The organism is Paenibacillus sp. Root444D2, from assembly GCF_001426375.1.
Taxonomy (GTDB): domain Bacteria; phylum Bacillota; class Bacilli; order Paenibacillales; family NBRC-103111; genus Paenibacillus_E.
Map to the genome: position 1 here is coordinate 228,323 of NZ_LMEO01000034.1, position 26,349 is coordinate 254,671.

Consider the following 26,349-nt stretch of genomic DNA (forward strand, 5'->3'; position numbering starts at 1 on the left):
TCTCTATAAAAATGTGGGTATAGATTGTTTTATTGGGAAGAGGTGGGGGTAACCCTTGACACATAAAAAAATGGTGAATAGTATCACAGACCTGATAGGTAATACACCGGCCGTGCGGATTAACCGGTTGTTAGGTCCGAATGATGCGGAGCTCTATGTGAAGCTTGAATATTTCAATCCAAGCGGCAGTGTAAAAGACCGCGCTGCGTTCAATTTAATCGAGCAGGCGGAGAAAGATGGGCTGCTTCGTCCTGGCGCTACGATTATCGAGCCGACGAGCGGTAATACTGGCATTGGACTTGCCATGAATGCGGCAGCCAGAGGCTACAAGGCCATTCTGATCATGCCGGACAACATGACCAAAGAACGCATTAATCTGCTCAAGGCTTATGGCGCAGAGGTTGTACTTACTCCCGCCGCGCTGCGGATGCCGGGAGCGATTGAGAAAGCGAAGGAGCTGCGCGATCAGATACCTGGCAGTTATATCCCACAACAGTTCGAGAATCCGGCGAATCCAAGCATTCATCGGACGACAACGGCTCCGGAAATTCTGGAGCAAATGGACGGGCGTCTGGATGCATTCGTAGCAACATCAGGCACGGGCGGAACCATTACTGGAACAGGCGAGGTGCTCCGGGAAAAGCTGCCGGATATCCAGATCTACGTGGTAGAGCCGAAGGGTTCACCGGTTCTTTCTGGGGGAAACCCTGGTCCGCATAAACTTGTTGGAACAAGTCCAGGGTTCGTACCCGCTATTCTGAATACCAGCATATACGATCAGATCGTGCAGGTGACTGACGATGATGCAATCCGAACCATGAAAGATCTGGCCAGCAAGGAAGGCATTCTAGTAGGACCTTCGGCCGGAGCCTCGGTGTGGACAGGTATGCAGATAGCCCGTAAGCTAGGAGCGGGCAAGAGAGTGCTCTGCATTGCTCCGGATACGGGCGAAAGATATTTGAGTATGGACATTTTTGATTAAATTCATGAAAAAGTTAACTAATATGAGCGGCCCACCGGATCCAAATGATTCGGATGGGCCGTTCTTCATTATTTCTTATTAAAAATTAATGAAAGAATGTTGAATAAAAATACATAATTGAGTATAATTATAAGTATAAGATGGTTTGGGATGAAAGGTGGAAATACAGTGAAATTAGCCTATATTAATGCGCTTCCTGAAGAAGATCAATTCCAGGAATTTATACAGACATATACAGAAGAATGCATAACATTTGGAGCTCAAGCAATTGTGAATTGGAACGATTTCCAATCGGAGCATGTTATTTCGGTTTATGATGAGAATAAACTTGTAGGAATAGGGTGTATGACGGAAGAATGTCATGTCCATGTGCGTCCTACGTATGAGCATCGTGAAATTGAAACCATGATGAACAAATTGTTGCAAGCCGAATCGAAGTTTAGTTTGGTTCACGGCCAATCCTGATGATTATAGATAAGATGAGGCTATTCGGAGATCCGGGTGGCCTTTTTCCTATTAGGTGGGTGGAAATTTCGGTTATACAAAAATATTCCGCTCTAAAACAAGCTCAGTAATTGAATTAGGACAGCAATTCATTGTAAGATTAAAGGATGAACGAATCAGATTTCAGAAAGGTAGGTTTAACCATGGATGCTTTGAAGCTTAAAATTCTCGAACTACTGAAGGAAGATGCCCGCAGGAGTGCGGACTTGATCGCCACTATGCTAGGAACGGCGGAGGCCGAAGTGGCGCGAGCGATAAGCGAGATGGAAGCGGATAAGGTCATCGTCAAATATGCGACAGTAGTGAACTGGAGTAAAGTGGATGACGAAAAGGTTACCGCCCTAATTGAAGTGCAAATTACGCCGGAACGCGGGCACGGGTTTGATGCTATCGCGGAACGGATCTATTTATATCCAGAAGTCAAATCGGTTTATCTTATGTCTGGCGCTTATGATTTACTTGTAGAAATTGAGGGCAGTTCCCTCAAACAAGTTGCTTCTTTCGTGTCCAACAAGCTTTCGCCGATTGATCGTGTACTTTCAACAAAGACGAATTTTATATTAAAAAAATACAAACAAGACGGCATTATATTCGAGGATCAGGAAAATGATCACCGAATGCTCGTTTCGCCGTAAAGAAGAGGGAACGCCATGATCAAGGATGAGATAACGATACAGCAGAATAAGGTAAAATCGATGCAGGACTACCTCGCTCCTGCCGTACGTGAAATGAAGCCTTCAGGTATTCGGAAGTTTTTTGATTTGGTGAGTAACAGCAAGGAAGATATTATTTCGCTTGGTGTAGGGGAACCGGATTTCTCAACGCCTTGGCATGTCCGCGAAGCAGCTGTGCATTCCTTGGAACGCGGTAGAACGAAATACACGCCAAACTCAGGTATACCTGAGCTTCGTGAAGCGATTGCCGATTATCTTCATACGTCCTTTAAAGTGAAATATGAGCCATCGAATGAAGTCCTTGTTACGGTTGGCGGCAGTGAAGCGATTGACTTAGCTCTCCGAGCTTTGATAACGCCGGGCGACGAGATTCTTATACCTGAGCCTTGTTATATTTCGTATTCCCCAATTACGAGCATAAGCGGCGGTGTAGCTGTTGGGATCGAGACCTTCGCGAAGGACCAGTTTAAGCTGACTGAGAAAGCACTTCGCGACGCGATTACGCCACGCTCCAAAATATTAATTCTCTGCTATCCTAGTAATCCAACAGGCGGTATTATGACCTATGAGGATTGGCTTCCGATTGCCAAAGTCATTGAAGAGAACGATCTTATTGTCATTTCCGATGAAATATATGCCGAGCTGACTTATGGTCAGAAGCACGTGAGCTTCGCGGCTATTCCTGGCATGAGAGACCGGACAATTTTGGTTAGCGGGTTCTCCAAAGCTTTTGCCATGACAGGCTGGCGTATGGGATATGCCTGCGGTCACAAGGAGCTGATTTCGGCGATGACCAAAATTCATCAATATACGGTGATGTGCGCACCAGTTATGGGTCAAGTTGCTGCTCACGAGGCGTTGACGAATGGCATGGAAGAGAAAGATCGGATGATCGAGTCCTATAACCAACGCAGACGTTTGATCGTTAAAGGGTTCCGAGATATTGGTCTCGAATGCCATGAGCCACAAGGCGCTTTCTATGCTTTTCCAAGTATTGTTGCTACAGGATTAACGTCAGAAGAGTTTGCGCAGCGGCTATTATTTGAGTCAAAGGTTGCTGCTGTGCCTGGAGATGTGTTTGGTTTAGGCGGAGAAGGCTTCTTACGTTGTTCCTATGCCTATAGTGTTTCTCAACTAAATGAAGCATTAGAGAGAATTGGGAATTTTATGAGAAAATTGTAATGAATAACGTAAATAAATATGTTCATTATTGATGAAAACTGGTATTCTTGTAGTAAGGAGGGATGAGCATGGCTTTTATGGAATATCAACTATCAACCTATCAAAAACATTTTCAAATTCGAGAACAGGATTTCGGACAAAGTTGGTTAACCAAGCGTGCGAAGAAGCAAAACTCCCTTACCTTATTAGAAGAAGAGATTCATTCTCTGCGACGCAAGTTAGAACAGATGGTTTTTGATGGGAAAGAAATGACATCTGATTCCGTTGTTGAATTGAGCACAATCCTAGACCAAAAAATAAATGAATATATGCATAATGGGAAAAAAAGTCGGTGAAAACCGACTTTTCTCGCGACTATCGATAGATTCAGATAACAAACGGAGGTACGCTCACAACATGAAAGTGAAATGGCTGTTGGTTATGATGGTGGGGCTTATGGTAATGCTTACGGGTTGCGGCGGGCCGAAGCCGGATGTATCTATATTTATTATGGGTTCTAATGGTTTTCCAAGTGAAGCGGGGGACAAGCTGGAGAGTGCTTTGAAATCGAAGGTGGGCGAGGTTCCTACAGTCAAAGTCAATACATCGCCTATATTCTCGTTGGAAAAAATGATTGTGGAACTGGCTGCAGGAGGCAACGGCATCTTCATTCTTGCTGAAGATCAATTCAAATCTTTAAGTAATCAAGCAGGTTTTGTTTCATTGGATGATACGATCAAACCGGAAGATTATCCGGATGGCGTTATTCAAATAGCTGAAGAGGGCAAGCCAGCTGAAAAGCATCTATATGGTATTCCTCTTGCAGGAAACAAATGGATGAAAGAGCAAGGTTTTGAAGGGAAAGGCTTGGTGGCTTTCATTCCTCAAAATGCTCCGAAGCTGAGTGAGTCGAAGCAAGTGCTCAAAGTAATTGCACAAAAGTAACAAGAAGTCTATAATCGACAAATAGATTGATAGTAAAATATGCAGCCATAGGTGCTGGTAAGCTCATTATGAAGAGGTTGCCACTTAAAAGGGAAGCCGGTTGAAGTCCGGCGCGGTCCCGCCACTGTAATCCAGGCATAGGTCGCCAGGAGAGTCAGGATACCTGCCCATGGTGCCGTTTACGACATCCTTCGAGGAAAAGGATCGCGTTAAATCAGGAAGCAATCCCAGGGTTGCTGATCGCCGCGATTTATCGTCCCCTTTGTTCCTTCGAGAACAAAGGGGCTTTTTTGTTAGGGTCAATCGACATAAATTGTTTAGAGAGAGGGTTTACAAGATGAAAAGGAATTCAGTAAAAAAAGCATTTATTCTTACAGTAGCTTTAGTAACAGCAATCAGTCTCGCAGCTTGCGGTAAAAAGGAAACGGAGATCTCTAATCCGTCTAAGCTTGGCGGAGAGGGGACGAAAGCTCCTGCTGCAACGACGACACCAACAACAGCAGCCAAAAAGACGGTCTATCCATTGAAAATAAAGGATGCTACGGGCAAGGAGTTTACATTTGATAAAGCGCCTGAGCGTATTGCATCCGTGTCCCCGGCGGAAACTGAAGCTCTTTTTGCAATTGGGCTGGAGGCTAATATTGTTGGTGTATCTGATTATGATGATTATCCAGAAGCGGCTAAAACAAAACCGAAATTAGGCAGCATAACGAAACCTAACCAAGAAGCGGTGATCGCAGCTAACGCGAATGTTGTATTCACGGGGGTTTCGATGAAACCTGATACGGTAGAAAAGCTGCGTGCTTTAAATATCAACGTGTTTAAAGTGGAGCCCAAAACGGTAGATGATGCCATTGCTGACATACAAACCTTCGGATTGATTACCGATCATCAGGAACAAGCGGAAAAAATTGTCGATAAAATGAAAGCGGACCGTCAAAAGGTTGTTAATGCGGTGAAAGACGTGAAACAAGAGAACAAGAAAAAGGTATACATTGAATTTGCCCCGGGATGGACGGTGGGCAGTGGCGAGTTTATGGATGAATTGATCAAGATTTCTGGCGGTGTTAACGTTGCGGGAGACAAAAGTGGTTGGTATGAAATCAGTGAAGAGAAAATCATTCAACAAAACCCTGGTGTGATTCTGTTCGCCAATGGAGTAGTCGATAGTAAGAGCAAGAAATCACTAGATGAAATTATCCGCACACGAAGCGGTTGGGATGCTATTGATGCCGTGAAGAATAAGCAGGTAGTTGGCCTCGACCAAAACATGCTAAGCCGTCCGGGTCCAAGACTGACCGATGGATTGCTTGAAATGGCGAAAGGCATTTATCCTGAACTGGTGAAATAAAATGAAAAGAAAATTAATGCTATGGGGAGGAGTAGGGGTTATACTCCTTCTTCTTTCTATTGTGGCGAGCTTGTCACTGGGTACCGCTAATCTACCTGTACTGCAAATCGCCAGTATTCTCGCCAAGCATATCCCTTGGCTGGGAGATCACATCCATGCAAACTGGCCGCAATCGTCGGAACAAATCATCAATAAAGTACGATTTCCCCGTGTTTTACTAGGGATTCTAGTAGGGGCATCCCTCTCAATCGCAGGAGCAGCCTTTCAAGGTGTGCTGCGCAATCCGCTTGCGGATCCTTATGCACTCGGTGTATCCTCGGGGGCTTCTGTAGGAGCTGCGTTTTTAATCTATTTTGGACTGCAAGTGGCGTGGTTTGGGCAATGGTCGATCCCTATTGTTGCCTTCGTAACGGGACTTATTTCTTTATTTCTGGTTCTTAAGCTTGCTCAGATCGAAGGGAAGCTGAAGATGGAGACGCTTATTTTATCTGGCGTGGTCATGCAGGCTTTTCTAGGGGCAATCGTATCCTTCATGGTGTCTATTTCCAATCAAGTCATTAATGAAATTATTTTCTGGCTAATGGGCAGCTTGGCCATGCGAGGCTGGTCGTATACATATATCATTGCACCCTATTTAATTATCGGTTTTGTCGTGCTGCTTAGCTATGCAAGGTCGTTAAATTTACTAGCTCTGGGTGAACGTCAGGCGTCACATCTCGGTGTTAATGTAGAGCGTACGAAGCTAATTGTACTTATTGTGGCGACATTCCTTACTGCCGCTGCGGTATCCGTTGCAGGTGTAATCGGCTTTGTCGGGCTCATCGTGCCGCATTTAGTCCGACTAATAGTAGGTCCGGATTATCGGTTGATTATTCCATTGTCCGCAATTGGTGGCGGCATTTATGTCCTCTGGGCAGATACACTTGCCCGTACCCTGCTGAGTCCAACCGAAATTCCGCTTGGAGTCATTACGGCATTTTTGGGTGCGCCATTTTTTGCTTATTTGCTCCAAAAGGATAAGAAAACGTTAAGAGGTTGATCAAGATGATTAAAGTGGAGCACCTTTCCCAAAGCTTTCGGGAACAACAAGTGCTGGAGAACATCAGCTTTGAGATCAAGCAGGGTGAATTTTTTGGCATTATTGGGCCAAACGGCAGCGGTAAGTCGACGCTACTCCGTTTAATATCAGGGATTGATCCTGTTAAAAACGGAAGTGTTGACCTCGATGGCCGATTAGTATCTTCTTACTCACGGAAAGAGCTGGCTAGATGGCTTGCTGTCCTCCAGCAGGATGCGCTGCCTCCAGTAGGCTTTACGGTCCGTGAAGTGGTGGAAATGGGCAGATATCCTTTTCAGAATTGGCTTGGTGAGGAGTCGGCTGATGCGGAAGGTTTAATTGATGGGATTGTCCGGAAGCTGCACTTAGAACCGCTGATTGATCGAACAATCGAGCGCCTCAGCGGCGGTGAACGGCAGCGTGTCGCGCTTGCTAAAGTGATGGCGCAGCAGCCACGGCTGCTTATGCTGGATGAACCAACAACGTTCCTGGATATCGGATATCAAGTACAGATGATGGACTACATTAAGGAATGGCAGAGAGAATCTGAGTTGACGGTTGTGGCTGTCCTGCATGACTTGAATTTGGCTGCGCAGTACTGCACGCGATTAATGGTTGTACATAATGGCGAGCTTGCAGCGATAGGAACCCCTGATGAAATCATTACCAGCAGATTAATCAGCGAAGTGTATGGAACTGAACCGATTGTCCTGCAGCACCCCGTTAACGATGCGCCGCAAATTTTATTACAGCCAGGAAAATAGTTGAGCTATCGGAGGACACAGTCATGGATAAGTTGCAAGCGATTATAGATAGCATTAAGCCTGTTCATCAAGATGTGGTGAACCAAGCGAATGAGCATTTGAATCAATTGACGAAACCGCAGGGAAGTCTAGGGAAACTGGAAGATATTGCGCGTCAGGTTGCTGGAATTACGGGCGAAGTGATGCCGATTTTTGAGAAAAAAGCGGTCATCGTAATGGCCGGAGATCACGGCGTATGTGAAGAAGGGATTAGTGCATATCCGGCGGAAGTAACGCCTCAAATGGTGCTTAATTTCCTATATGGCGGAGCTGCTGTCAACGTTCTTGCCAGACATGCCGGCGCTGAAGTTGTCTGTGTCGATATGGGGGTTAATGCTGATCTGGAGCATCCTAATCTCGTCTCTCGTAAAGTAAGAAAAGGGACACGTAATATGGCGCGTGAAGCGGCATTAACGTTGGATGAGACTGTACAGGCAATACAAGCTGGTGTGGAAGTTGTAGATGAGTTGGTGGAAAAGGGCTATCGACTCTTTGCTATGGGAGAGATGGGGATTGGCAATACAACGGCCAGTGCAGCGATTCTGTGTGCTTTGACGGGCTTGGATGCCAGCGTTGCTGTTGGCCGAGGAACGGGCATTGATGATGAAAGGTGGCTCCATAAGCAATCGGTTGTGAATAAGGCGCTGGATGTGAATGAGCTTCGTGTAGGTGAGGTGAATAGATCAAGCGCTGAGTATGCGCTCGACGTGTTGATGAAGGTCGGGGGACTAGAGATCGCCGGACTTGTTGGCGTGATTCTGGGCGCAGCGAAGAATCGCTGTCCGGTGGTCGTCGACGGCTTCATCTCGTCGGCAGCTGCACTTGTGGCGAGCCGATTAGCACCGCTAAGCGCGTCCTATATGCTCGCCTCGCACTTATCGCAGGAGCAGGGACATGCGAAGCTGCTCGAAGCGGTTGGCCTCGCAGCGATGCTGCAGATGGATATGCGCCTGGGCGAAGGAACGGGCGCGGTGCTTGCCTTTAACTTGATCGATGCCGCAGGCAAGATCATGAAGGAAATGGCGACATTCGAAAGCGCAGGCGTGTCGCGGGGTTAGCCTCGTGGCGATATGCCGGTAAAAGGCAAGCTTACGCAGTAAGCATTGATAAGGAGGCGAAGGCGCCATGGCAGTTTTGGTTACGGGCGGCGCGCGCAGCGGCAAGAGTTCTTTCGCGGAGAAGCTCGCCATGCATGGCAGCGAACGAGGGGTTTATATCGCGACTTCCCACATCTATGATGAGGAAATGAAGGAGCGGGTTGAGCTGCATCAGCAGATGAGGCTTGACTCGGGGTATCCATGGGATACCCGGGAGGAGCCTTTCCAGCTGCGGGAGCTGCTGCTCCATATGCAGGAGAGCGGGGAGGATGCTGTGGTCTTGGTCGACTGTTTGACACTCTGGCTGTCCAACTGGTTGCTCCATCATGAGGGAGAAGCAGATGCTTCTGTTCGAGTTATGAAACGCATTGACGAGCTCGTAGAAGCAGTGTCTTCCTACCGTGGAAACCTCATCTTGGTTACGAATGAAGTAGGCGACGGCATTGTGCCGGAATATCCGCTTGGCCGCAGTTTTCGAGACCTGGCAGGACGAATGAATCAACGCTTAGCTGAGGTATGTGAGCAGGTATTCCTTGTCACGGTTGGCATACCCATGGAGCTAAAAAGCAGAGCTTATCGACTGGAATGAATAAGTCTTAAGGTATAGAACGGTGATCAATATGTGGATATATTCTTGGCAGGAAATCGTTAGTATGACGGCTGCTGCCATTGCGTTGGACTGGCTGATTGGTGATCCGAAGTGGCCGACACACCCGGTTATTCTCATCGGACGCTTCATTCGCTGGGTAGAAGGCAAATTACACAAAGGAAACGAGACGTCAGTTATATCGTCTGGATGGGTGCGAACGAAGGGTGTCATGCTTACTGTTTCTACTGTATTGCTTAGCTTTTGCGTGATGCTGCTGCTTATTCTTGCTGCTCGCTCGATCCATGAGTGGCTCGGATACTTGGTCTCTACGTGGTTCATTTCCACAACGATAGCTATTAAAGGATTAAAAGATGCTGCTTATCTAGTTTACCATCCGCTGCGTACAGGTAATCTCGCAGATGCTCGCAAGTACACGGGCTACATCGTAGGCCGCGATACGGATAAGCTCGGCGAGGAAGAGCTGACACGCGCGGTTGTGGAGACCGTGGCGGAGAACATCGTGGACGCGGTCATCGCGCCCTTGTTCTATGCGCTGATCGGCGGAGCACCGCTCGCTATGCTGTACCGGGCATCGAATACACTGGATTCGATGGTCGGCTACCGAAATGACAGATACCGTCATTTCGGTTGGGCGTCGGCCCGCTGGGACGACGTTATGAACTGGATCCCGGCTCGGCTGACCGGCCTCCTGTTAGTCCTCGTCGCCCTGCTGCAGCCGGGCCTCTCGGCGAAGCGCGCAGCGGCAGCGATTCGCCGCTTCGCGCACCTGCACCCCAGCCCGAATAGCGGAATTCCGGAGTCGGCGGTAGCCGGGGCACTCGGAATTGAGCTTGGCGGGCTGAACGTCTATGGCGGCGCTGCGAGTGAGCGCGCCCGCCTGGGCTGGCCGCTGCGGGAGCTAGCGCAGCAGGATATTGTCTACGCCGTGAGGATGCTTTACGGCGTCAGCTTTGTAGTGATGGGAGGATTGCTGTGCATACTACTCGTACTGTTTTACTAGACTGGCTGCGTGCTTGCATAGCAGCCTTTCAGTTTTTAACCCGTTTGCCGATTCCTGTGCAAATTGACTATACAGACCGAGTGTTCCAAAGAAGTGTGATATTCTATCCGCTAGCGGGATTCGTCATCGGTCTTCTTTTACTCCTTGCAGGCGAGGGGTTAAGCCTCGTCCTGCCTGCGATGCCCGCAGCCGTTCTGCTGCTGGGGTTCTGGGTTGTTTTAACAGGGGGCCTTCATATAGACGGGCTAATGGATACCGCTGATGGTATTCTTAGTCACAGACCCCGTGAACAGATGTTAGAAATCATGAAAGACAGTCGCGTAGGCGCCATGGGTGTCATCGTTTGTGTTCTCCATCTGCTCCTCAAATTTTCGTTTCTTTATACCTTGCTGAGTACTGGTGGAATGGGCGGTGTGTACTTCTTACTTGCCATTGTTCCCATCTGGAGTCGTTGGTTTATGGTTGCAGCTATTCAAGGTTGGCCCTACGCCCGGCGAGACTCAGGATTAGGGAGTTTTTTTCGCGGAGTTACCAAATGGCATGTGACCTTTTCTGGATTAGTAGCCCTTTTTGCCACTACTCTTTTAGTTACTATATTTCCCACATGGCTAGCAGAGAATAGCGTTACATCTTTTTCCATCATCAATGGTTTAACTATCACTTTTAGCTTTGCTATAGGCACAATTTTAACAGGTTATCTTTTGGCCACATATATAAGCCGTAAATTAGGAGGTTTAACCGGAGATACATATGGTGCTTTGAATGAACTCCTCGAGACATTACTTTTATTGGGCATTAGCATTTTCGCGGCTTCCCACATGTAGGTTTGTAACATCCCGAACAAGGGAGTTGCCTTTGGAATTGGGATTGAAGAATAGGCTCGATTGGTTGAGTCTCTATGAGCCCGTGCATATGAAATCAATAAGGCTGAACATCTCCAATGGACATTTTAGGGTGACGGATTTCGATTATTGACTCGATCAGCGGCTTTGTGAGGGTAGATGACTATTGTAGTTACAAGTGTTGTAATTTCTACAACAATTCACACTTCTGAAGGCTGTTTCGCATGTTGAAGTTGCAGCTTGTACAACATTTCGAACTTATTTATTATGAAATTGCCTGAATAGGGCCAAATTGTTGTACAACATGCAACAATGAAGGGAGAATGGCGCGATCTAGGCAGTAATTGTTGCACTTTTTACAACATCATTCAACAGAGCATAGGATTCATTTTTTCACCGATTAAGACACCTCCATGAAGAACCAGATTGGACGAACGAATCGACGGTCACGAAAATACAAACTATGTTTCATCCTAACTCATACCAAAAAGAAGGAGTGAATATCATGCTAGAACGCTATGGGCATGGAGGCGATCTCTGGACGGCAGAAGAAGCCTTTGGCCGTCCGAAGGAGCAATTCTTGGATTTCAGCTCGAATATGAATCCGTTAGGTCCTCCTTCGGTTGTTAAACATATTCTCAGAGACGGGTTGCGCGATATGGTCAAATATCCCGACCCCGCTGTGCGTGAGCTGAGAAACAAGCTTTCGTTGAAATATGATATAGGGGTGGAAAGCATTCTCGTTGGAAACGGGGCAGCGGAGCTGATCGATCTGACTGCGCGAGTGTTAAAGCCCTCTGTTACCGGATTAGCGAGGCCTTCTTTTAGTGAGTACGAGGAAGCGGTTCATAAATCAGGTGGCGGTATTTACAACATCCCTCTATCGCAAATGCACAATTTTGAATTGCAGCAGGAAGAAATCGAAGCCGCCACTTCAGCTGTGGACTTGTTCTTTCTAGGGCATCCGAATAATCCAACAGGGAAGCTAGTCCCTCGTCAGGTGTTGGATATGCTTATGGAGAGTAACCGAAGGTTGGTGCTCGATGAGGCATTCATGGATTTTGTACCAAATGAGCAGGAACATTCTTTACTCAAGCTCGCTTCCACAAGTCAGCAGCTTGTCGTCATCCGTTCGATGACGAAATTTTATTCCATCCCGGGCATACGCTTAGGCTTTATGGTGGCTCACCCCGATAGGATTCGGCAAATCCAACATCTGCAGGTGCAGTGGAGCGTAAACTATTTAGCTCAGCGCATCGGAACAGCCGTGCTTGATGATGTGGATTTTGAGCTGTCCAGCTGGCAGTGGTTGAAGGAAGAGAAGCCATGGCTCACCCAGCAGCTCGAGCAATTGGGTCTTGAGGTTGTGCCTAGTGATGTGAATTTTTTGCTTTTTTCATTTCCCGAGCGGACGGGTATCGATGTGAAGATGGCCCAGAAGCATTTGGGGCATCAAGGGATATTAATCCGAGATGCTTCCCTTTTTGAAGGTCTCGATAAACGCTATTGCCGGGTTGCGATACGCCTACGCGAAGACAACCAACGCTTAATAGCTGGCTTGCATCACATGATGGCAGAATTAACGCAGAACCGGGGGTAAGCTGATGACGAATAAGACTGTGCAAGCTGCAACACTGATGGTCCAAGGCACAGCTTCCGACGTGGGTAAAAGCATTCTAACGGCAGCACTGTGCCGTATTCTAGTTCAAGACGGCTGGCAGACGGCGCCATTCAAGTCGCAAAATATGTCCCTTAATTCTTATGTTACTTTTGATGGCAAAGAGATTGGCCGAGCACAAGGGGTGCAGGCGGATGCCTGCCGTATTTTAGCTACAACGGATATGAATCCGATCCTGCTTAAGCCGAAGCAAGACATGGTTGCTCAGGTCGTTGTTCACGGGAAGCCTTACTCTGATCTAGATGCAAGGACTTATAGAGAGACCTATTTGCCACAGGCTGAAGTGATTGTGAAGGAAGCTTTAATCCGACTGCGCAGTCAATATGATGTAGTGGTGCTTGAGGGGGCGGGAAGTCCAGCTGAGGTTAATCTGAAGGATCGTGATATTGTAAATATGCGCTTGGCGGGTTGGGCGGACGCTCCTGTGCTTCTTGTTGCTGATATTGATCGTGGAGGTGTATTTGCATCCATCGTAGGCACTTTGGAGATCTTGACGCCGGAGGAAAGAGACCGAGTTAAAGGCTTTATTATTAATAAGTTTCGTGGAGATGTTAGTCTGCTGAAACCGGGCTTGGATTGGCTAGAAGAGAGGACGGGGAAGCCAGTTCTTGGGGTCATTCCTTATCTGCCTCAGTTAGGCATTGAGGATGAGGACTCAGCTTCACTGGATTCCAAGCGCATGCAGAGTAAGCGGAATGAGAGCTCTCAAGGGAAACTGGCAGATCAGCTGGATATCGCGGTCATTCGCTTGCCACGTCTCTCTAATTTTACGGATTTCGATCCTCTGCAAGAGGAGAAAGATGTCCATTTCCGCTATATTACCCACCTATCCGAATGGGGGGAACCGGATGTCGTTTTGCTCCCAGGCAGCAAGAATACCATGGACGATTTAAGGTATTTGAACGAATCTGGTCTGGGAGAGCGTGTGAAGATGTTCGCGCAAAAAGAGAATGGTTGGGTCGCCGGTATTTGTGCAGGCTATCAGATGTTGGGCGCCAAGCTTCTTGATCCAAACGGCTACGAATCAGATCATCCTGAGCTGGAGGGACTAGGGCTTTTACCAACGGAGACTGTATTTACTTCCGATAAACGGACGGTTCAAGTTCAGGGAAGCAGCACACTTTTTGCTGAAAATAACTCTGAGATTGTCATTGATGGCTATGAAATCCACATGGGACGTACACGTTATTTGCAAGATATAGTAACACCTTTCCAGATTAAGGCTTTTACCAACCTCGATGATGAAAGCATTGATAACGTTCTGCACGGAGACGGGGCAGCTGCGGATCATGGACGTGTTTGGGGGACGTATTTACATGGGATTTTGCATAATGATGACTTCCGCAGAGCCTGGTTAAATCGTATTCGCAAGCATAAAGGATTATCCCTAATCGAGGGTGGTCTTCGTTTTAAGGAACGCCGAGAAGCTGCTTTCGATAGATTGGCTGACCACGTTAGATGTCACTTGGATATGAACCGTGTTTATGAGATGATGGATATATCAAAGCCTTGGAAAAGGGAGGATGCTTGAAAATGAAAATTTATACTCGAACTGGAGATGCGGGGCAAACTGGCGTAATCGGTGGTCGTGTAGATAAAGACGATGATCGTGTTGAGGCTTATGGCACGACGGATGAACTGAATTGTTATGTAGGTCAGGCGATGAGCTTTATGGATCCTGAGAAGTATCCTGATTTACTCCCGGATTTGCTGCAGGTGCAGCATGAATTGTTTGATTGCGGTTCCGATCTGGCCCTCTTGAAGCAAGAGCTGCGCCCATATAAAGTAACGGCAGAAATGGTTGATATGCTTGAGACTTGGATTGATAAATACGATGCCGAAACACCGGATATTACACGATTCATTTTGCCGGGCGGAGGTACCGTTTCATCCACACTTCATGTTTGCCGTACCGTATGCCGTAGAGCAGAACGCCGGGTGGTAACACTAGCGCGAACACAGGCAATTAATCCAGAAGTGCGCAGATACTTGAACCGACTGTCCGATTTGTTCTTCACTATTGCTCGCACTGCGAATCACCGTGAAGGTATTACGGATGTGGAGTATGTGCGCAGCGCTGAGGTGTTTAGACGTAAATCATGAGTTATTATGAACCGTTAGTATACATCGTACCGCCGGAGGAAGAGGGCTTCATTCTCAAGACGGTGCTGCAAAAAAGATTGATGGTCTCCCGCAAATTGCTATCCCGCATTAAACTAACCGAGCAGGGCATTACGGTGAATGGGGTTAGACAATACATCAACATTAAGGTGAAGGCAGGCGATCGTGTAGAGATTCGTATGGAAGAGGAGCAATCTGAGGATATTTTGCCTCAGGATCTTCCTCTGCACATTCTGCATGAAGATGAGCATCTGTTGATACTAGCCAAGGATGCCGGTATCATCGTACATCCGACGCATGGGCATTATTTGAACACAATCGCCAACGGCGTTGTGTATCACTGGCAGCAAGCGGGCATTACGTGCCGTTTCCGCCCTGTGCATAGGCTAGACCAAGAAACGTCAGGTGTACTGGCAATTGCAAAGACGCCTTATGTGCATCAGCAAATATCAGAGCAGATGATTCAACACCAGGTGAAAAAAGAATACCTGGCCTTTGTATGGGGCGTAGTCACAGCGAAAAGCGGTACGATCAATGAACCCATTGATCGCGATCCTGAACAACCGCATGTTCGTATCGTGACCGCTGACGGATATTCGGCAGTAACTCATTATGAGGTCGTGGAACAATTCGCGCATGCTGCTTTAGTACGCATATGGCTTGAAACCGGACGGACACATCAAATTCGTGTGCATATGCGCCATTTGGGACATCCGCTGCTTGGAGATAAAATGTACACACTTCCAGAGTTTGAGCAAAGTTTATCAGCAGTTGAAGCAAGTAGAAGGCTGGGTCGCCAAGCTCTGCACGCTTATAAACTGGGCTTTGTGCATCCAGGAACAAGGGAATGGACGGAGTTTCATGCTCCTCTGCCTGCGGATTTAACTGTTTTGCAAGCATGGCTGGAGGAAAGTAACTAAATAAACAGAAACCATCCCTTTTGAGGATGGTTTTTCTTTGTTATAACTTGACTTTCCTTATCAATTAGATCAGAATTTTAAGTAGTCCGTTTCATTTCATCTTAGACTTAAAGGAGCTTTAAACATCATGGGAGTAAAAATATTTTGTTACGATAAATGCGGGACATGCCGTAGTGCTGTAAAGTGGTTGAAAGAGCATCATGTAGATATCACAGAAAGTGTTCCTTTATTCGAAAAGCCGCCCTCTGCCAAGGAATTGGCAAAGCTGCTTAGTGATAGCGGTCTGGAAATCAAAAAGTTTTTTAATACTTCCGGAGAAGTATATAAGGAGATGAGCCTGAAAGACAAGCTTCCCAGCATGTCGCAAGAGCAAATGCTCGAATTGCTCGCCTCGAACGGCAGGTTGATTAAGCGTCCAATCGTAACCGATGGCCATAAAGTTACAGTGGGCTTCAAGGAAGCAGAGTATGACGAAGTATGGGCGAAGGGGTGATCTTAGGTTGGAAGAGAAGAAGAAACCAGCAGGTAAAAAGTCACCATTAGCCATTGGCGGTTTCATAGCTGTTCTATTATCCCAAGGGAAGCTGCTCTTAGGCTTACTTAAGTTTGGTAAGGCTGGCGGGGCCATCATCTCGATGTTCATTACTATTTGGGCTTATGCCTATCTCGCTCCGCTGCCCTTCGCAATAGGCATTGTTCTGATGATTCTCATACATGAACTCGGTCATGTGTTCGCTGCCAAGATAAAGGGGCTTCCCGTGTCAGCGCCCGTATTTATTCCTTTTCTTGGAGCACTGATTACAATGAAAAAGAATCCTACCGATGCAGCAACAGAAGCCTTTATTGGCATAGGAGGGCCTATTCTTGGGACCATTGGTGGCGTTGCCGCTTTTGGTTTGGGTGTATATACGGATTCTCCTGTCATTGTTTCGGTTGCCTATGCCGCATTCTATTTAAATTTAATTAATTTACTCCCTATTCATCCTTTAGATGGCGGGCGAATTTCTACAGCAGTAACTCGTTGGTTATGGATTCTAGGTTTAATCGGTGGTTTGGTATTTATTTTCTATATAAATAGCCGTGTAAGTCAACTTATTTTCTTTGTGATTTGGGCCATGTTTGCCTGGGATTTGTATAAAAAATACGTGAAATACAGAAATCGAGAAGAGCTTCTTTCGGTTTCCACACGGTTTGATTTTGGGGCTGACCATTTGCTCCAGCAGGGGTATATCATTCCGGGTGAAAATCACACGCGGGATTTAGAATATACGACTTACTCGGATTTGCAGGGTCCTGGGGAAGGTAGACAAACCATTGTGTTGTATTGGCAGGGGATCGGATTCGAGGGTCATGCTTTATTGCCTCAGCAATCTATTATCAAAAGAGTTCAGTTAATCAAAGTGGAACGTATGCAGAAAGAGAATGGGTTTTATTTAGGGTTACAAGTAAAAGTGGATTATTCACCTCTTGGGATTCAGGAGCTTTACTATGAAGTCCCTGCGAAAACCCGTTGGAAATTCGGAATCGCTTATCTTGCGCTCGTTTTGTTTTTGCTTTATATGATAAGACTTGTACATCAAGTGGGAATTATCGACTAACGCTTTGCAATTCTCGCCCTATTAATTAATGAAATGAAGTGAATTCATCATAAAGAGGATAATAGCCATGAAAATTACAGGATCAAAGAGACTTAGTCAGCTAGGATCGGCTATTTTTTCAGAAGTAGCAGATTGGAAGAGAGAGGTTATGAACCAAGGGGTAGACGTCATAGATTTAGGTATAGGAAGTCCTGATCTACCTCCTTCTGATCGAATTATTGAAGTGATTACAGAAGCCGTTCGGAACCCGGCGCATTACGGTTATCCAACATCTGAAGGAAGTTTAGCGTTTCGCGAAACGGTAGCCAGATGGTACAGTTATAGATTCGGTGTAGAACTGAGTCCGGAAAGTGAAATATTGACTCTGATGGGTTCACAAGATGGTCTTGCTCACTTAGCGCTTTCACTCTGTGATCCTGGGGACATTGCCATTGTCCCTGATCCAGGTTACCCCATATATTCGGCAAGTCTCGTGCTGGCGGGAGTCGAACCTTACTTGCTGCCGCTGCGCGCAGAACACAACTTTTTACCCCAATTAGAGGACATTCCAGTAGACGTGGCTGCTAAGGCTAAATTCATCCTGCTTAACTATCCAAGCAACCCATTGTCTGCTGTTGCAGATCGCGCTTTCTTTGAGCATTTGATTACTTATGCCAAGAAGCATGACTTGCTTGTCGTACACGATCTTGCCTACTCCGAAATGGCTTTTGACGGCTACCGGCCGATTAGCATTTTGGAGATTGAAGGCGCTAAGGAGGTTGCTGTCGAGTTTCATTCACTGTCAAAAAGTTTTAATATGGCAGGTTGCCGAATCGCTTTCTTAACCGGAAATGCAAGTGCAGTAAAGGCTCTTAAAACACTGAAATCCAATATCGATTATGGTGTATTCAGTGCCATTCAAGCAGCTGGAATTGCAGCATTAGAGGAAGACATGGAGCATAATCACTCTGTTGCCCATGTGTATGAAAGAAGACGAAATGTGTTGATCTCGGCACTAGCGGAAGCGGGTTGGATCATACCGCCACCCAAGGCAACTATGTTTATCTGGGCTCCAATTCCAAAAGGATGGACATCTCGACAAATTTCCCGGGAAATGTTATATCATGCTGGTGTTGTCGTTATTCCTGGAGACGCTTTCGGGGCCGAGGGAGAAGGCTTTGTACGAATCGCATTGGTACAAGAAGTGGGTCGATTACTTGAGGCGGCAAAGCGAATAGGAGATTGGCTTCGTACATTAGAATGAAAATTAGAGATATTGGTAAAAATAGGAGAATGAGAGACATATAGATGTTTAAGTAATGAAATAAAACTTATTTGTTGAAAGGGGTAAGCATATGGATGCCATTTCCTCATTATCGGAGCTCTTAGCAGAGCAGAAGCCTTCATCGTTCGTAGAAATTCCCGGAATTTTGGGGCAAACATTTGGGCAAGCAACAATTGCAGCTACGCTGCCTATGAGCAAACTATTTTCAATCTATGAAGTTGATTTAGAAGTTCAACGTGCGATTATTCCGCGTAATCTTTCTAAACTAATTGATTATGTTAATTTGTATTTAGAAGATCGCCAACCTATTTATTTCCCGGGAATCATATTCTCGGCAAGAGGTGCAGGTCATTATGACGAAGACCAACAAGCGCTTCGATTGCAGCCTATTGAGAAATTGTATGTCGTAGATGGTCAGCATCGTTTGGCCGCTTTCCAACGCATTATGGAGACATTACAAAGTCAAATGGCTCGTGCCAAGGATCGTCGTGAGTACGACAAGATGGAAGAGATCACGGAGAAGCTGCGCCGTTTGTACGCTTTCCCTATCTCAACTATGACCTATTTGGACATTAATGCTCGTCAAGAGCGTCAGTTGTTCTCTGACATTAATAAGCTTCCGCGTAAGCTTGGCGGCAACCTGGCGGTACTTCGCGATCAGCGCAGATTCTATCACGTTGCTGCGTCGGAGCTTGCAGCCAAAGCGCCAGCTATGCAGAAGCTGACTGTAGATATGTTCTCTGAACGCGGTAAGTCACCTGAGTATTTGTTCTCCTATCACTTGTTGATCGAAATATTGATTGCTTTGTTTGAAGGCAGAATGAAATCAGCAGCGCGCAATAATGGCTATCAATATGAGGATAAAGAGCTGCAGGATCTTGTATCCTTGGCGGGAACCTATTTCAATGGCTTACTGAATTACTTGCCCGAACCAACGAAGGGTGAAATCGTATGGTCAGAGAATATCCAAATTGCACTAGCCATGTTTATGCATGAAGAAGCTACCAAACCAGGTAAATTTAATCGCTATGCACTTGAGCATGTATTGAAAATACTTCCTCATGTAAATTGGAACAACATTTATGCGGGAGAAGAGAAGGATCGGTTACCGAGACGGACTCGCATTATGAAAGCCTACAACTACATCAAAAACTTTTATCAAGATCAGAATGCATTTCTTATCAGCGATGCCGATTCTTACAATTCCAAGGAGGACGTGAGCTAATGGAAGGATTACGCCTTAAGATGACCATTCATCCTTTTTGCGATAAGTTCGGACTTTCAACTGTAGCTTTACGCGTTCAGGATCTGCTGAATTATACGATGATTGACCCTATGGTGCAGCGTAAGCTGAGCAACATGCAAAGACGCAAAATCTCCACCTATTTGCAGGAGCGGGAGCTCGATCATGTGTTCTTCGGACCTGTTACACTGTCATTGCGTGAAGTGAATCAACTGTCCAAGGGCGAGAAGGAATTCCTTCTGAAGCATGGCTCCAAGCTGTCTATTTTGGACGGTCAGCATCGTATTCTAGCGCTAGGCTATGTGAATGATCAGATGCAAAAGGAAGTTAGACGGTATGAGAAAAAATTAGTTGTGCTAAAGATCAAGCAACGGAAGTTCCCAGAGGATGCTGAAATTAGGCAAGAGGTTGAGGAAACAGAAGGTACAATTAATCAGCTTGAAGGAAGACGTCTAGATTTGATGGAAACACAGCTTGCTGTGCAAATCTATATAGGCTTAACTGAGGAAGAAGAGCAGCAGTTGTTCGGCGACATTAACTCCAAAGTCCAACTGGTGAGCAAAGAGCTTGGTCATTCCTTCGACTCCATTGATCCGTTAAATCTGGTTATTCAACAGGTTGTCGATCATAATGTGTATCTCAAAGCAGCCGGTGTTGAGCGTCGCAACAATTTGACTTCGTTCAATCGTAACTTTACGTGTTTCAGCTGGTTATATGCGACGGCGACGATGCTATTTTCAGGCAGAATGCAGCCATCCTATGAGCTTCAACGTAAAATTCGCCACGATCCATCGACGTATGTGGAAATATTGCACCAATTTTTTAATACGCTCCTGCCGATGATGCCAGAGCAACCAGGCTTGGCGCAGTATACATCTGCAAACCGTGTGATTCAAGAAAGTATTGCGCTGTATGCCAATCGCTTCTTATTCCCGAACGGAGAGTATAACGAGGAATGGACGAACTCTTTGCAGATTCTGGAAGGCTTCGATTGGTCACATGACAATGAGGAATTGATCTACGTATTTGGCGCGTTGGATAACGGTAAGATCAATCTTATCCATGAGAAATCGCTGAAAAAGCATGTGAAGCTTGTTCAATTCTTCCTTGAAGGCACGGATAGCGGAAGTACGGATGAGGATGATGTGGCTTCGTCTGCATCATAAAAACAAAGATAAACAGACAAATGAGAGATTGACCTCATTTGTCTGTTTTTTGTTTAAGGGGCGCGGGGGGAGACTTATTCCCTGCTTGTTTGCCTGGGAGTTGTACAGCGTACAACAATTCTCTTGATATTTTCCCGGAAAATCGAAGATTTTTGTACAAGAATTAAATGATTTTTCATCCAAATCAGCTCATTTTTGGGGGAGTTGTCGTATTTCCTGCAACATTCTCCTCAGATAGAGCTGAGAAGCTTGAATAATGTTGTACTAAAGAAACCGTCGATTCATTCATCCAATCTTGTAGTCATGAAGGTGTCTTAAATCGAGCTCAATCCTCATATATAAGCTCAATTGAGGTTGCTGGATTGAATGAAAGCCTATTCGCGGTTGAATGATGTTGTATAAAGTACAACAATTGCAGCCTAAATCTCGCCTTTTTCCCTTCGTTGTTGTATCATGTACAACAATTTGGTCCTATACAGGCCACTTCGCAACAATTGGGTTTAAAATGTTGTACAGAATGCAACTTCAAGTTGCGAAATAGCCTTTGGGCGTGTGAATTGTTGTAGATAATACAACATTGGTAACTACTATAGTCTATTTGCCCTCACGGTAGCTGAATGATTCTAAAATCGAAATTTTGGTGTTTTGAATACCAGTTGTGAGGAGGCATAATGAATCAATCGACTGTCTCCTAAACACAACATCGCTTGTTACTTTTGTGTATCTTTGCATTTTACAATAATTCGATGATTGGATTCGTAGTACACTCCAGTTGATCACCTTCAGATAGTATAGAATTAGCTCCCAGTCACAAGGTGGTCAGAATCCAAGGGTTCCCGCATGAAACTGTTCACCTAAAAAGGTTGAAGAATGGACGGAAATAAGCTGACTGTGCCTGTTTACACAACAGTGATTTAAAATTTGAACTGGAAAAAGGCTGTCCCTGATTATCCAAACTTTGTCATAAAAATTTATTAATTTGTGCATGCTATACGTATTCTCGAAAAAACAAAGGAGACAACATGCAAACTCAACAAGAACAACAACAAAACACCATTATGCAGGTACCACCTCAGGTAATTACAACCAAGGACTCTCAGTATTTAAAGGACCAATTATCGTGGGAGCTCTTAGCCATGAAGAAATGCCGTCATTTTGCACAGGAATGCTCGGATTCAGAAATTAGACAATTGATTGATAAGGCGGGTCAAATGCATCAAAAACATTACATGCTCTTATTAAAACACCTGCAAAACAATAATACAGAGGAAATGAAAAAAGTTCCTCAACCACAACAATGAAGGAGGATCGTATATGAATCAGAATCCACAAGTCATCAAAAATCCTAAACCTGCCAGTGAGCCGCAAGTCAAAGGTCCCGAGTTGAATGATCGTGACCGGGTAAACGATATTTTGGCGACGGAAAAATACTTAACGGATAGCTTTAACGTATCTGCCAGAGAAGCAAGTCACACTTCCCTACACCAGGATATTATGACGATTTTGAACGAGACACATCAATGTCAATATGAACTATTTGAAATGATGTTCAGAAAAGGGCACTACAAATTAGAGGCCGAAGAACAAACGAAACTGGATCAAGCCTTTCAACAGTTTTCTAACTATTCAACGCAATTCCCATATCAAGGCACAACCATTCAGTAGATCATATTGTTTCAGTCTTCCCATTTTTGACCATACTGCTTAATGTAGCTACTTAACTAGCAGGAGGGTATCCAAGACCATGTTGGCCGTTCATCAACGTATGGCGGAGTTATGGACATTACGCAGAGCGCGCGAGCTAACACGAGCAGAGCAAGATGAATTACTGCTGTGTATGGAAGCTAACGCGACATATGTATGGAACCGTTTGAAATTGGAAAATTTATCGCTCTGTGCTTCGCTCACCGGAGACTATGATTGGCTGCATGAAATTTGCGAGCGCATCGAAAAGCTTGAACCCAAGCACTGACCTAACCAGTCGGTGCTTTTTTCCTTTTCTGCAAGAGAGTGGACAGGTATAATGGTAGTAGTCTAAATCTAAGGAGATGTGACATGGTAAGCTGGTTCAAGCAATTGTGGGGGGCTCCCCATAAATTCTTTCTTCTGGGTTTACTGCTTTTAACCGCGTTATTATTAAGATTATATCTAGCTCCCCTCTGGGTAGGTTATGATACTGACGTACGAACGTTCCTAGCGTGGGCGGATCGCGCCTATTCAGTAGGTTTATCCGGATTGTACACGAACGCCAAAGATTACTTTCTTGATTATCCTCCTGGGTATATGTATGTCCTATACCTCATTGGCTTACTGCACCACAAGCTGTCGATTCCCTGGGAGAGTGCAGGGTCACTGGTCATTCTGAAGCTTCCTGCCATTCTGGCTGACATAGTCACAGCTTACCTCTTATATCTGCTAGCAGTTAGTCGACGAGGTGGGGCACGAACATGGATACAAGCCATTTTAATTGCTGCTTTGTTTGCCTTCAATCCGGCGATTTGGTCGAACTCCGCGATATGGGGACAGGTTGACTCCTTTTTTATGTTATTTATTCTTGCAACTTTGTTACTGCAACAGCGGGGGAAGCTCCCACAAGCCGCGGTTTTTATAGCATTAGCTCTTCTTCTTAAGCCACAGGCACTTCTTTTCGGTATTTTTCTACTTATCGACGTTTTACGAAAGCGCAGCATGATGGTATTGTTGTTGAGTGTTCTAAGCGGAGCTGCAACGATGGCCGTGATTTCACTCCCTTTTGCCGTTGGCAGAGGGTATGGCTGGTTGATCGCATTATACTCTGGCACTTTATCTTCTTATCCATACGCCTCCTTGAACGCTTTCAATCTTATGGCACTCTTAGGTGGCAATTTTATCGATTTGAATAGCAGTATCCTGCACATCTCTTACCAATTGATTGGGTGGGTGCTTATGGCGCTATCCATCGTGTATGTTTGCTTTCTATATATTCGCAGCAAAGGACGGCGTGGCGCCTTACTATATGTGGCTTTCTTATTTATCACGGCTGTTTTCATATGTATGACCAAAATGCACGAGCGCTATTTGCACTATGGGTTATTGCTCGCGCTGACCAGCTTTATTTACATAAAGGATCGCCGGATCCTGGGGCTCTTTATCGGTTTTAGCATCACTCATTTTATAAATATAGCTGATGTACTTTTACGCAGTTTTCATCAGGATTATCACATTCCGAGATATGATCCTTTGATGTTGGTCGTTTCGGCCATCAATGTTATGATGTTTGCCTATGCATGTTTATTGGGATGGAGGCTTTTCGTGGAATCACAAGAAGAACAGAAGGTGGAGGAGCCAGCTCTGCTGCCAACAAAGCAAGAAATTCACACAGAATCCGAACGGTGGAATGCGATTTTCAAATCAAGTAGGGATGAGGTCGAAAGAAGCACAAGGGGACGTTTTTTCACAAAAAAGGATGCGCTTTATCTTGGCGCTTTAGTGTTGGTCTATACGATAATTGCTTTGTTCCATCTAGGTGGGCATAAGGCTCCTACAACGTTCTGGAAGCCAACAATCGCAGGCGAAACGGTCATTGCCGACCTCGGAAGCTCGCATAACATTACGAGAATTAACACTTTTGCAGGTGTTGGTGAAGGGGCTTATTCGTTCTGGTTTTCACAGGACGGTACGCAGTGGCAGGATCAAATATCAGTGAAATCCGACCACACCAAGGTATTCACTTGGAACACAGTTGAGCCTAAGAAAGATGCGCGTTACGTTAAAATGGTCATGGATGCGCAGGAAGGAGCGGCGCTTCATCTTCATGAAATTGGTATTTTTGGAGATGGCAACACGGCTATTTTGCCAATTACTAAGGTTTCGGAACAAGATGTCAACGCGGCTGATGAAGGTAAGACAGCTAATTTGTTCGATGAACCTGCGACAGTACCTTATACGCCTACATATATGAATGGGTCGTACTTTGATGAGATCTACCATGCAAGAACCGCTTATGAGCATCTTCATCAAATAGAGCCGTATGAAAGCACGCATCCACCGCTTGGTAAAGTACTAATGTCTATTGGCATTTATGTGTTTGGATTGAATCCGTTTGGCTGGAGAATCATCGGAACACTGTTCGGCGTCGGCATGATTCCTATTATGTACGTGTTCGCTAAGCGAATGTTTGGCCGTTCGGAATATGCCTTTATCGCTGCTTTCCTGCTTACCTTTGATTTCATGCACTTTGCGCAGACGCGAATCGCGACGATAGATGTTTACGGCGTATTCTTCATCATGCTGATGTTCTATTTCATGTATCGCTACACAACGCTTAGCTTTTACAGAGAAAAGCTTTGGACCACGTTAATTCCCTTAGGACTATCAGGTCTTTTCTTCGGAATTGGAGCTGCATCCAAGTGGATCGTTATCTATGGCGGTGCAGGTCTTGCCGTGCTGCTGCTTTTGTCTTTATTAGAGCGGTTCGGGGAATATCGATTCGCACGAAGTTTGCTGCTCGAGGCGGAGAATGAATCTCCACTTACAGAACCGGAGCGCAGCCGGCTGCAGCTTGTGCAGAAGCTTTTCATACGAAACACGTTGTTTACTTTACTCTGGTGCATACTCACATTTGTCATCATTCCTCTAGGTGTTTATACGTTATCCTATATTCCGTTCATGATGGTTCCCGGACCGGGGCACAATCTGAAGGATGTGGTCACCTACCAGGTGCATATGTACAAATATCATAAAGATTTGGTCGCGACGCATCCTTTCTCTTCCCCTTGGTGGGAGTGGCCGATGATGCTCCGTCCGATATGGTATTACCAAGCTAAGCTCATGCCGCAAGGCATGCTTTCGAGCATCGTCTCGTTCGGGAATCCGTTAGTATGGTGGCCGGGCTTCATTGCCGTTATCCTTTCGTTTTATGTAGCAGTTACACGTAAAGATAAGCTGCTGCGGATGCTGCTAATCGCATACTGCTCGCAGTATTTACCATGGATCTTAGTGCCAAGGCTCACATTTATTTATCACTATTTCGCGATGGTACCATTCCTTGTACTGATCTTAACTTATTACATCAAAGAGTATTTAGAAGAAGGACCGCTTTATAAAAGAAGATGGGTTTACGGATATTTAATTGCCGTATTCGTTCTGTTTGTTCTCTTCTATCCGATCCTTTCGGGGATGATCATTCCATCCAAATATTCCTTCTTCCTCCGGTGGCTGCCGGGTTGGAATTTCTTTTAGACAAAAAGTATTGACGTTCCTAAAAGGCAATGGTAATATAAACCCAAGTAAATTACTGTGAATTAAAAAAAGTCGACCCATCAACAGGAGACTCCCACTTTGTACAGAGCAAA

General features: G+C 45.6%; 26 protein-coding genes and 1 riboswitch. All 26 genes read left to right on the top strand.

The window, feature by feature from the left end; all coding sequences use genetic code 11:
• Window positions 1–70 precede the first annotated feature (70 nt).
• The 26 genes from cysK (at window position 71) to ASD40_RS19500 (ending at window position 26,236) form a co-directional block, all read left to right on the top strand.
• Window positions 71–982: a cysteine synthase A gene (cysK, locus tag ASD40_RS19375; RefSeq protein ID WP_057305104.1), complete on the top strand. Its 912-nt coding sequence runs from the start codon at window positions 71–73 to the stop codon at window positions 980–982.
• A gap of 168 nt (window positions 983–1,150) precedes the next feature.
• Window positions 1,151–1,447 carry a hypothetical protein gene (locus tag ASD40_RS19380; RefSeq protein WP_156390115.1) on the top strand — a complete coding sequence of 99 codons (297 nt, stop codon included), beginning with the start codon at window positions 1,151–1,153 and terminating at the stop codon, window positions 1,445–1,447.
• Window positions 1,448–1,629: 182 nt separating this feature from the next.
• Window positions 1,630–2,121: an Lrp/AsnC family transcriptional regulator gene (locus ASD40_RS19385; RefSeq protein ID WP_057304798.1), complete on the top strand. Its 492-nt coding sequence runs from the start codon at window positions 1,630–1,632 to the stop codon at window positions 2,119–2,121.
• Between the two features lie 15 nt (window positions 2,122–2,136).
• A complete protein-coding gene (locus tag ASD40_RS19390) occupies window positions 2,137–3,342 on the top strand; it encodes an aminotransferase class I/II-fold pyridoxal phosphate-dependent enzyme (protein ID WP_057304799.1) in 1,206 nt (401 codons plus the stop codon).
• Window positions 3,343–3,410: 68 nt separating this feature from the next.
• Window positions 3,411–3,677 (top strand): aspartyl-phosphate phosphatase Spo0E family protein, encoded by a 267-nt coding sequence (locus tag ASD40_RS19395; RefSeq protein ID WP_057304800.1) that lies wholly within the window; start codon window positions 3,411–3,413, stop codon window positions 3,675–3,677.
• Window positions 3,678–3,738: 61 nt separating this feature from the next.
• A complete protein-coding gene (locus tag ASD40_RS19400) occupies window positions 3,739–4,266 on the top strand; it encodes a hypothetical protein (RefSeq protein WP_057304801.1) in 528 nt (175 codons plus the stop codon).
• Between the two features lie 32 nt (window positions 4,267–4,298).
• Window positions 4,299–4,451, top strand: a riboswitch (cobalamin riboswitch).
• A gap of 152 nt (window positions 4,452–4,603) precedes the next feature.
• On the top strand, window positions 4,604–5,617 hold the full coding sequence (locus ASD40_RS19405; protein ID WP_057305105.1) for an ABC transporter substrate-binding protein: 1,014 nt from the start codon (window positions 4,604–4,606) through the stop codon (window positions 5,615–5,617).
• A gap of 1 nt (window position 5,618) precedes the next feature.
• Entirely contained in the window at window positions 5,619–6,656 is a 1,038-nt protein-coding gene (locus ASD40_RS19410) for a FecCD family ABC transporter permease (RefSeq protein ID WP_057304802.1), read from the top strand.
• 5 nt (window positions 6,657–6,661) lie between these two features.
• Entirely contained in the window at window positions 6,662–7,438 is a 777-nt protein-coding gene (locus tag ASD40_RS19415) for an ABC transporter ATP-binding protein (RefSeq protein WP_057304803.1), read from the top strand.
• Between the two features lie 23 nt (window positions 7,439–7,461).
• Window positions 7,462–8,535 carry a nicotinate-nucleotide--dimethylbenzimidazole phosphoribosyltransferase gene (gene cobT, locus ASD40_RS19420; RefSeq protein WP_057304804.1) on the top strand — a complete coding sequence of 358 codons (1,074 nt, stop codon included), beginning with the start codon at window positions 7,462–7,464 and terminating at the stop codon, window positions 8,533–8,535.
• 67 nt (window positions 8,536–8,602) lie between these two features.
• Window positions 8,603–9,163 (top strand): bifunctional adenosylcobinamide kinase/adenosylcobinamide-phosphate guanylyltransferase, encoded by a 561-nt coding sequence (gene cobU / locus ASD40_RS19425; protein WP_057304805.1) that lies wholly within the window; start codon window positions 8,603–8,605, stop codon window positions 9,161–9,163.
• Between the two features lie 31 nt (window positions 9,164–9,194).
• Window positions 9,195–10,184 (top strand): adenosylcobinamide-phosphate synthase CbiB, encoded by a 990-nt coding sequence (gene cbiB, locus ASD40_RS19430; protein WP_057304806.1) that lies wholly within the window; start codon window positions 9,195–9,197, stop codon window positions 10,182–10,184.
• On the top strand, window positions 10,157–11,008 hold the full coding sequence (cobS, locus tag ASD40_RS19435) for an adenosylcobinamide-GDP ribazoletransferase (protein WP_057304807.1): 852 nt from the start codon (window positions 10,157–10,159) through the stop codon (window positions 11,006–11,008). The genes cbiB and cobS overlap by 28 nt, the downstream gene beginning before the upstream one ends.
• 523 nt (window positions 11,009–11,531) lie before the next feature.
• Entirely contained in the window at window positions 11,532–12,626 is a 1,095-nt protein-coding gene (gene cobD / locus ASD40_RS19440; RefSeq protein WP_057304808.1) for a threonine-phosphate decarboxylase CobD, read from the top strand.
• 4 nt (window positions 12,627–12,630) lie between these two features.
• Complete coding sequence (locus ASD40_RS19445) at window positions 12,631–14,235, top strand: cobyric acid synthase (protein WP_057304809.1); 1,605 nt, start codon at window positions 12,631–12,633, stop codon at window positions 14,233–14,235.
• A gap of 2 nt (window positions 14,236–14,237) precedes the next feature.
• Window positions 14,238–14,807: a cob(I)yrinic acid a,c-diamide adenosyltransferase gene (locus ASD40_RS19450; RefSeq protein ID WP_057304810.1), complete on the top strand. Its 570-nt coding sequence runs from the start codon at window positions 14,238–14,240 to the stop codon at window positions 14,805–14,807.
• Window positions 14,804–15,745 (top strand): RluA family pseudouridine synthase, encoded by a 942-nt coding sequence (locus ASD40_RS19455; RefSeq protein WP_057304811.1) that lies wholly within the window; start codon window positions 14,804–14,806, stop codon window positions 15,743–15,745. The genes ASD40_RS19450 and ASD40_RS19455 overlap by 4 nt, the downstream gene beginning before the upstream one ends.
• A 127-nt stretch (window positions 15,746–15,872) precedes the next feature.
• Entirely contained in the window at window positions 15,873–16,238 is a 366-nt protein-coding gene (locus ASD40_RS19460) for an arsenate reductase family protein (RefSeq protein ID WP_057304812.1), read from the top strand.
• 7 nt (window positions 16,239–16,245) lie between these two features.
• Window positions 16,246–17,343, top strand: coding sequence for a site-2 protease family protein (locus ASD40_RS19465; RefSeq protein ID WP_057304813.1), 1,098 nt, complete (start codon window positions 16,246–16,248; stop codon window positions 17,341–17,343).
• 67 nt (window positions 17,344–17,410) lie between these two features.
• The gene (locus ASD40_RS19470) at window positions 17,411–18,586 is read left to right on the top strand and encodes an aminotransferase class I/II-fold pyridoxal phosphate-dependent enzyme (RefSeq protein WP_057304814.1); all 1,176 of its coding nucleotides are present in this window, start codon (window positions 17,411–17,413) and stop codon (window positions 18,584–18,586) included.
• Between the two features lie 91 nt (window positions 18,587–18,677).
• Window positions 18,678–19,832, top strand: a complete 1,155-nt coding sequence (locus ASD40_RS19475; protein WP_057304815.1) for a DNA sulfur modification protein DndB — start codon at window positions 18,678–18,680, stop codon at window positions 19,830–19,832.
• Window positions 19,832–21,016, top strand: a complete 1,185-nt coding sequence (locus tag ASD40_RS19480; RefSeq protein WP_057304816.1) for a DNA sulfur modification protein DndB — start codon at window positions 19,832–19,834, stop codon at window positions 21,014–21,016. Before ASD40_RS19475 ends, ASD40_RS19480 begins: the two co-directional genes overlap by 1 nt.
• Window positions 21,017–22,038: 1,022 nt before the next feature.
• On the top strand, window positions 22,039–22,317 hold the full coding sequence (locus tag ASD40_RS19485) for a hypothetical protein (protein WP_057304817.1): 279 nt from the start codon (window positions 22,039–22,041) through the stop codon (window positions 22,315–22,317).
• Between the two features lie 13 nt (window positions 22,318–22,330).
• Window positions 22,331–22,681 (top strand): spore coat protein, encoded by a 351-nt coding sequence (locus ASD40_RS19490; protein ID WP_057304818.1) that lies wholly within the window; start codon window positions 22,331–22,333, stop codon window positions 22,679–22,681.
• A 79-nt stretch (window positions 22,682–22,760) separates the two neighbouring features.
• Entirely contained in the window at window positions 22,761–22,988 is a 228-nt protein-coding gene (locus tag ASD40_RS19495; protein ID WP_029194101.1) for a DUF7667 family protein, read from the top strand.
• Window positions 22,989–23,071: 83 nt separating this feature from the next.
• A complete protein-coding gene (locus tag ASD40_RS19500; RefSeq protein ID WP_057304819.1) occupies window positions 23,072–26,236 on the top strand; it encodes a glycosyltransferase family 39 protein in 3,165 nt (1,054 codons plus the stop codon).
• The last annotated feature ends 113 nt before the right edge of the window (window positions 26,237–26,349 follow it).

Bases quoted from the DNA above. Each gene is read 5' to 3' on its own strand.
- cysK (WP_057305104.1), top strand. From the start codon at position 71: ATGGTGAATAGTATCACAGACCTGATAGGTAATACACCGGCCGTGCGG.
- ASD40_RS19385 (WP_057304798.1), top strand. From the start codon at position 1,630: ATGGATGCTTTGAAGCTTAAAATTCTCGAACTACTGAAGGAAGATGCC.
- ASD40_RS19390 (WP_057304799.1), top strand. From the start codon at position 2,137: ATGATCAAGGATGAGATAACGATACAGCAGAATAAGGTAAAATCGATG.
- ASD40_RS19395 (WP_057304800.1), top strand. From the start codon at position 3,411: ATGGCTTTTATGGAATATCAACTATCAACCTATCAAAAACATTTTCAA.
- ASD40_RS19400 (WP_057304801.1), top strand. From the start codon at position 3,739: ATGAAAGTGAAATGGCTGTTGGTTATGATGGTGGGGCTTATGGTAATG.
- ASD40_RS19405 (WP_057305105.1), top strand. From the start codon at position 4,604: ATGAAAAGGAATTCAGTAAAAAAAGCATTTATTCTTACAGTAGCTTTA.
- ASD40_RS19410 (WP_057304802.1), top strand. From the start codon at position 5,619: ATGAAAAGAAAATTAATGCTATGGGGAGGAGTAGGGGTTATACTCCTT.
- ASD40_RS19415 (WP_057304803.1), top strand. From the start codon at position 6,662: ATGATTAAAGTGGAGCACCTTTCCCAAAGCTTTCGGGAACAACAAGTG.
- cobT (WP_057304804.1), top strand. From the start codon at position 7,462: ATGGATAAGTTGCAAGCGATTATAGATAGCATTAAGCCTGTTCATCAA.
- cobU (WP_057304805.1), top strand. From the start codon at position 8,603: ATGGCAGTTTTGGTTACGGGCGGCGCGCGCAGCGGCAAGAGTTCTTTC.
- cbiB (WP_057304806.1), top strand. From the start codon at position 9,195: ATGTGGATATATTCTTGGCAGGAAATCGTTAGTATGACGGCTGCTGCC.
- cobD (WP_057304808.1), top strand. From the start codon at position 11,532: ATGCTAGAACGCTATGGGCATGGAGGCGATCTCTGGACGGCAGAAGAA.
- ASD40_RS19445 (WP_057304809.1), top strand. From the start codon at position 12,631: ATGACGAATAAGACTGTGCAAGCTGCAACACTGATGGTCCAAGGCACA.
- ASD40_RS19450 (WP_057304810.1), top strand. From the start codon at position 14,238: ATGAAAATTTATACTCGAACTGGAGATGCGGGGCAAACTGGCGTAATC.
- ASD40_RS19455 (WP_057304811.1), top strand. From the start codon at position 14,804: ATGAGTTATTATGAACCGTTAGTATACATCGTACCGCCGGAGGAAGAG.
- ASD40_RS19460 (WP_057304812.1), top strand. From the start codon at position 15,873: ATGGGAGTAAAAATATTTTGTTACGATAAATGCGGGACATGCCGTAGT.
- ASD40_RS19470 (WP_057304814.1), top strand. From the start codon at position 17,411: ATGAAAATTACAGGATCAAAGAGACTTAGTCAGCTAGGATCGGCTATT.
- ASD40_RS19475 (WP_057304815.1), top strand. From the start codon at position 18,678: ATGGATGCCATTTCCTCATTATCGGAGCTCTTAGCAGAGCAGAAGCCT.
- ASD40_RS19480 (WP_057304816.1), top strand. From the start codon at position 19,832: ATGGAAGGATTACGCCTTAAGATGACCATTCATCCTTTTTGCGATAAG.
- ASD40_RS19485 (WP_057304817.1), top strand. From the start codon at position 22,039: ATGCAAACTCAACAAGAACAACAACAAAACACCATTATGCAGGTACCA.
- ASD40_RS19490 (WP_057304818.1), top strand. From the start codon at position 22,331: ATGAATCAGAATCCACAAGTCATCAAAAATCCTAAACCTGCCAGTGAG.
- ASD40_RS19495 (WP_029194101.1), top strand. From the start codon at position 22,761: ATGTTGGCCGTTCATCAACGTATGGCGGAGTTATGGACATTACGCAGA.
- ASD40_RS19500 (WP_057304819.1), top strand. From the start codon at position 23,072: ATGGTAAGCTGGTTCAAGCAATTGTGGGGGGCTCCCCATAAATTCTTT.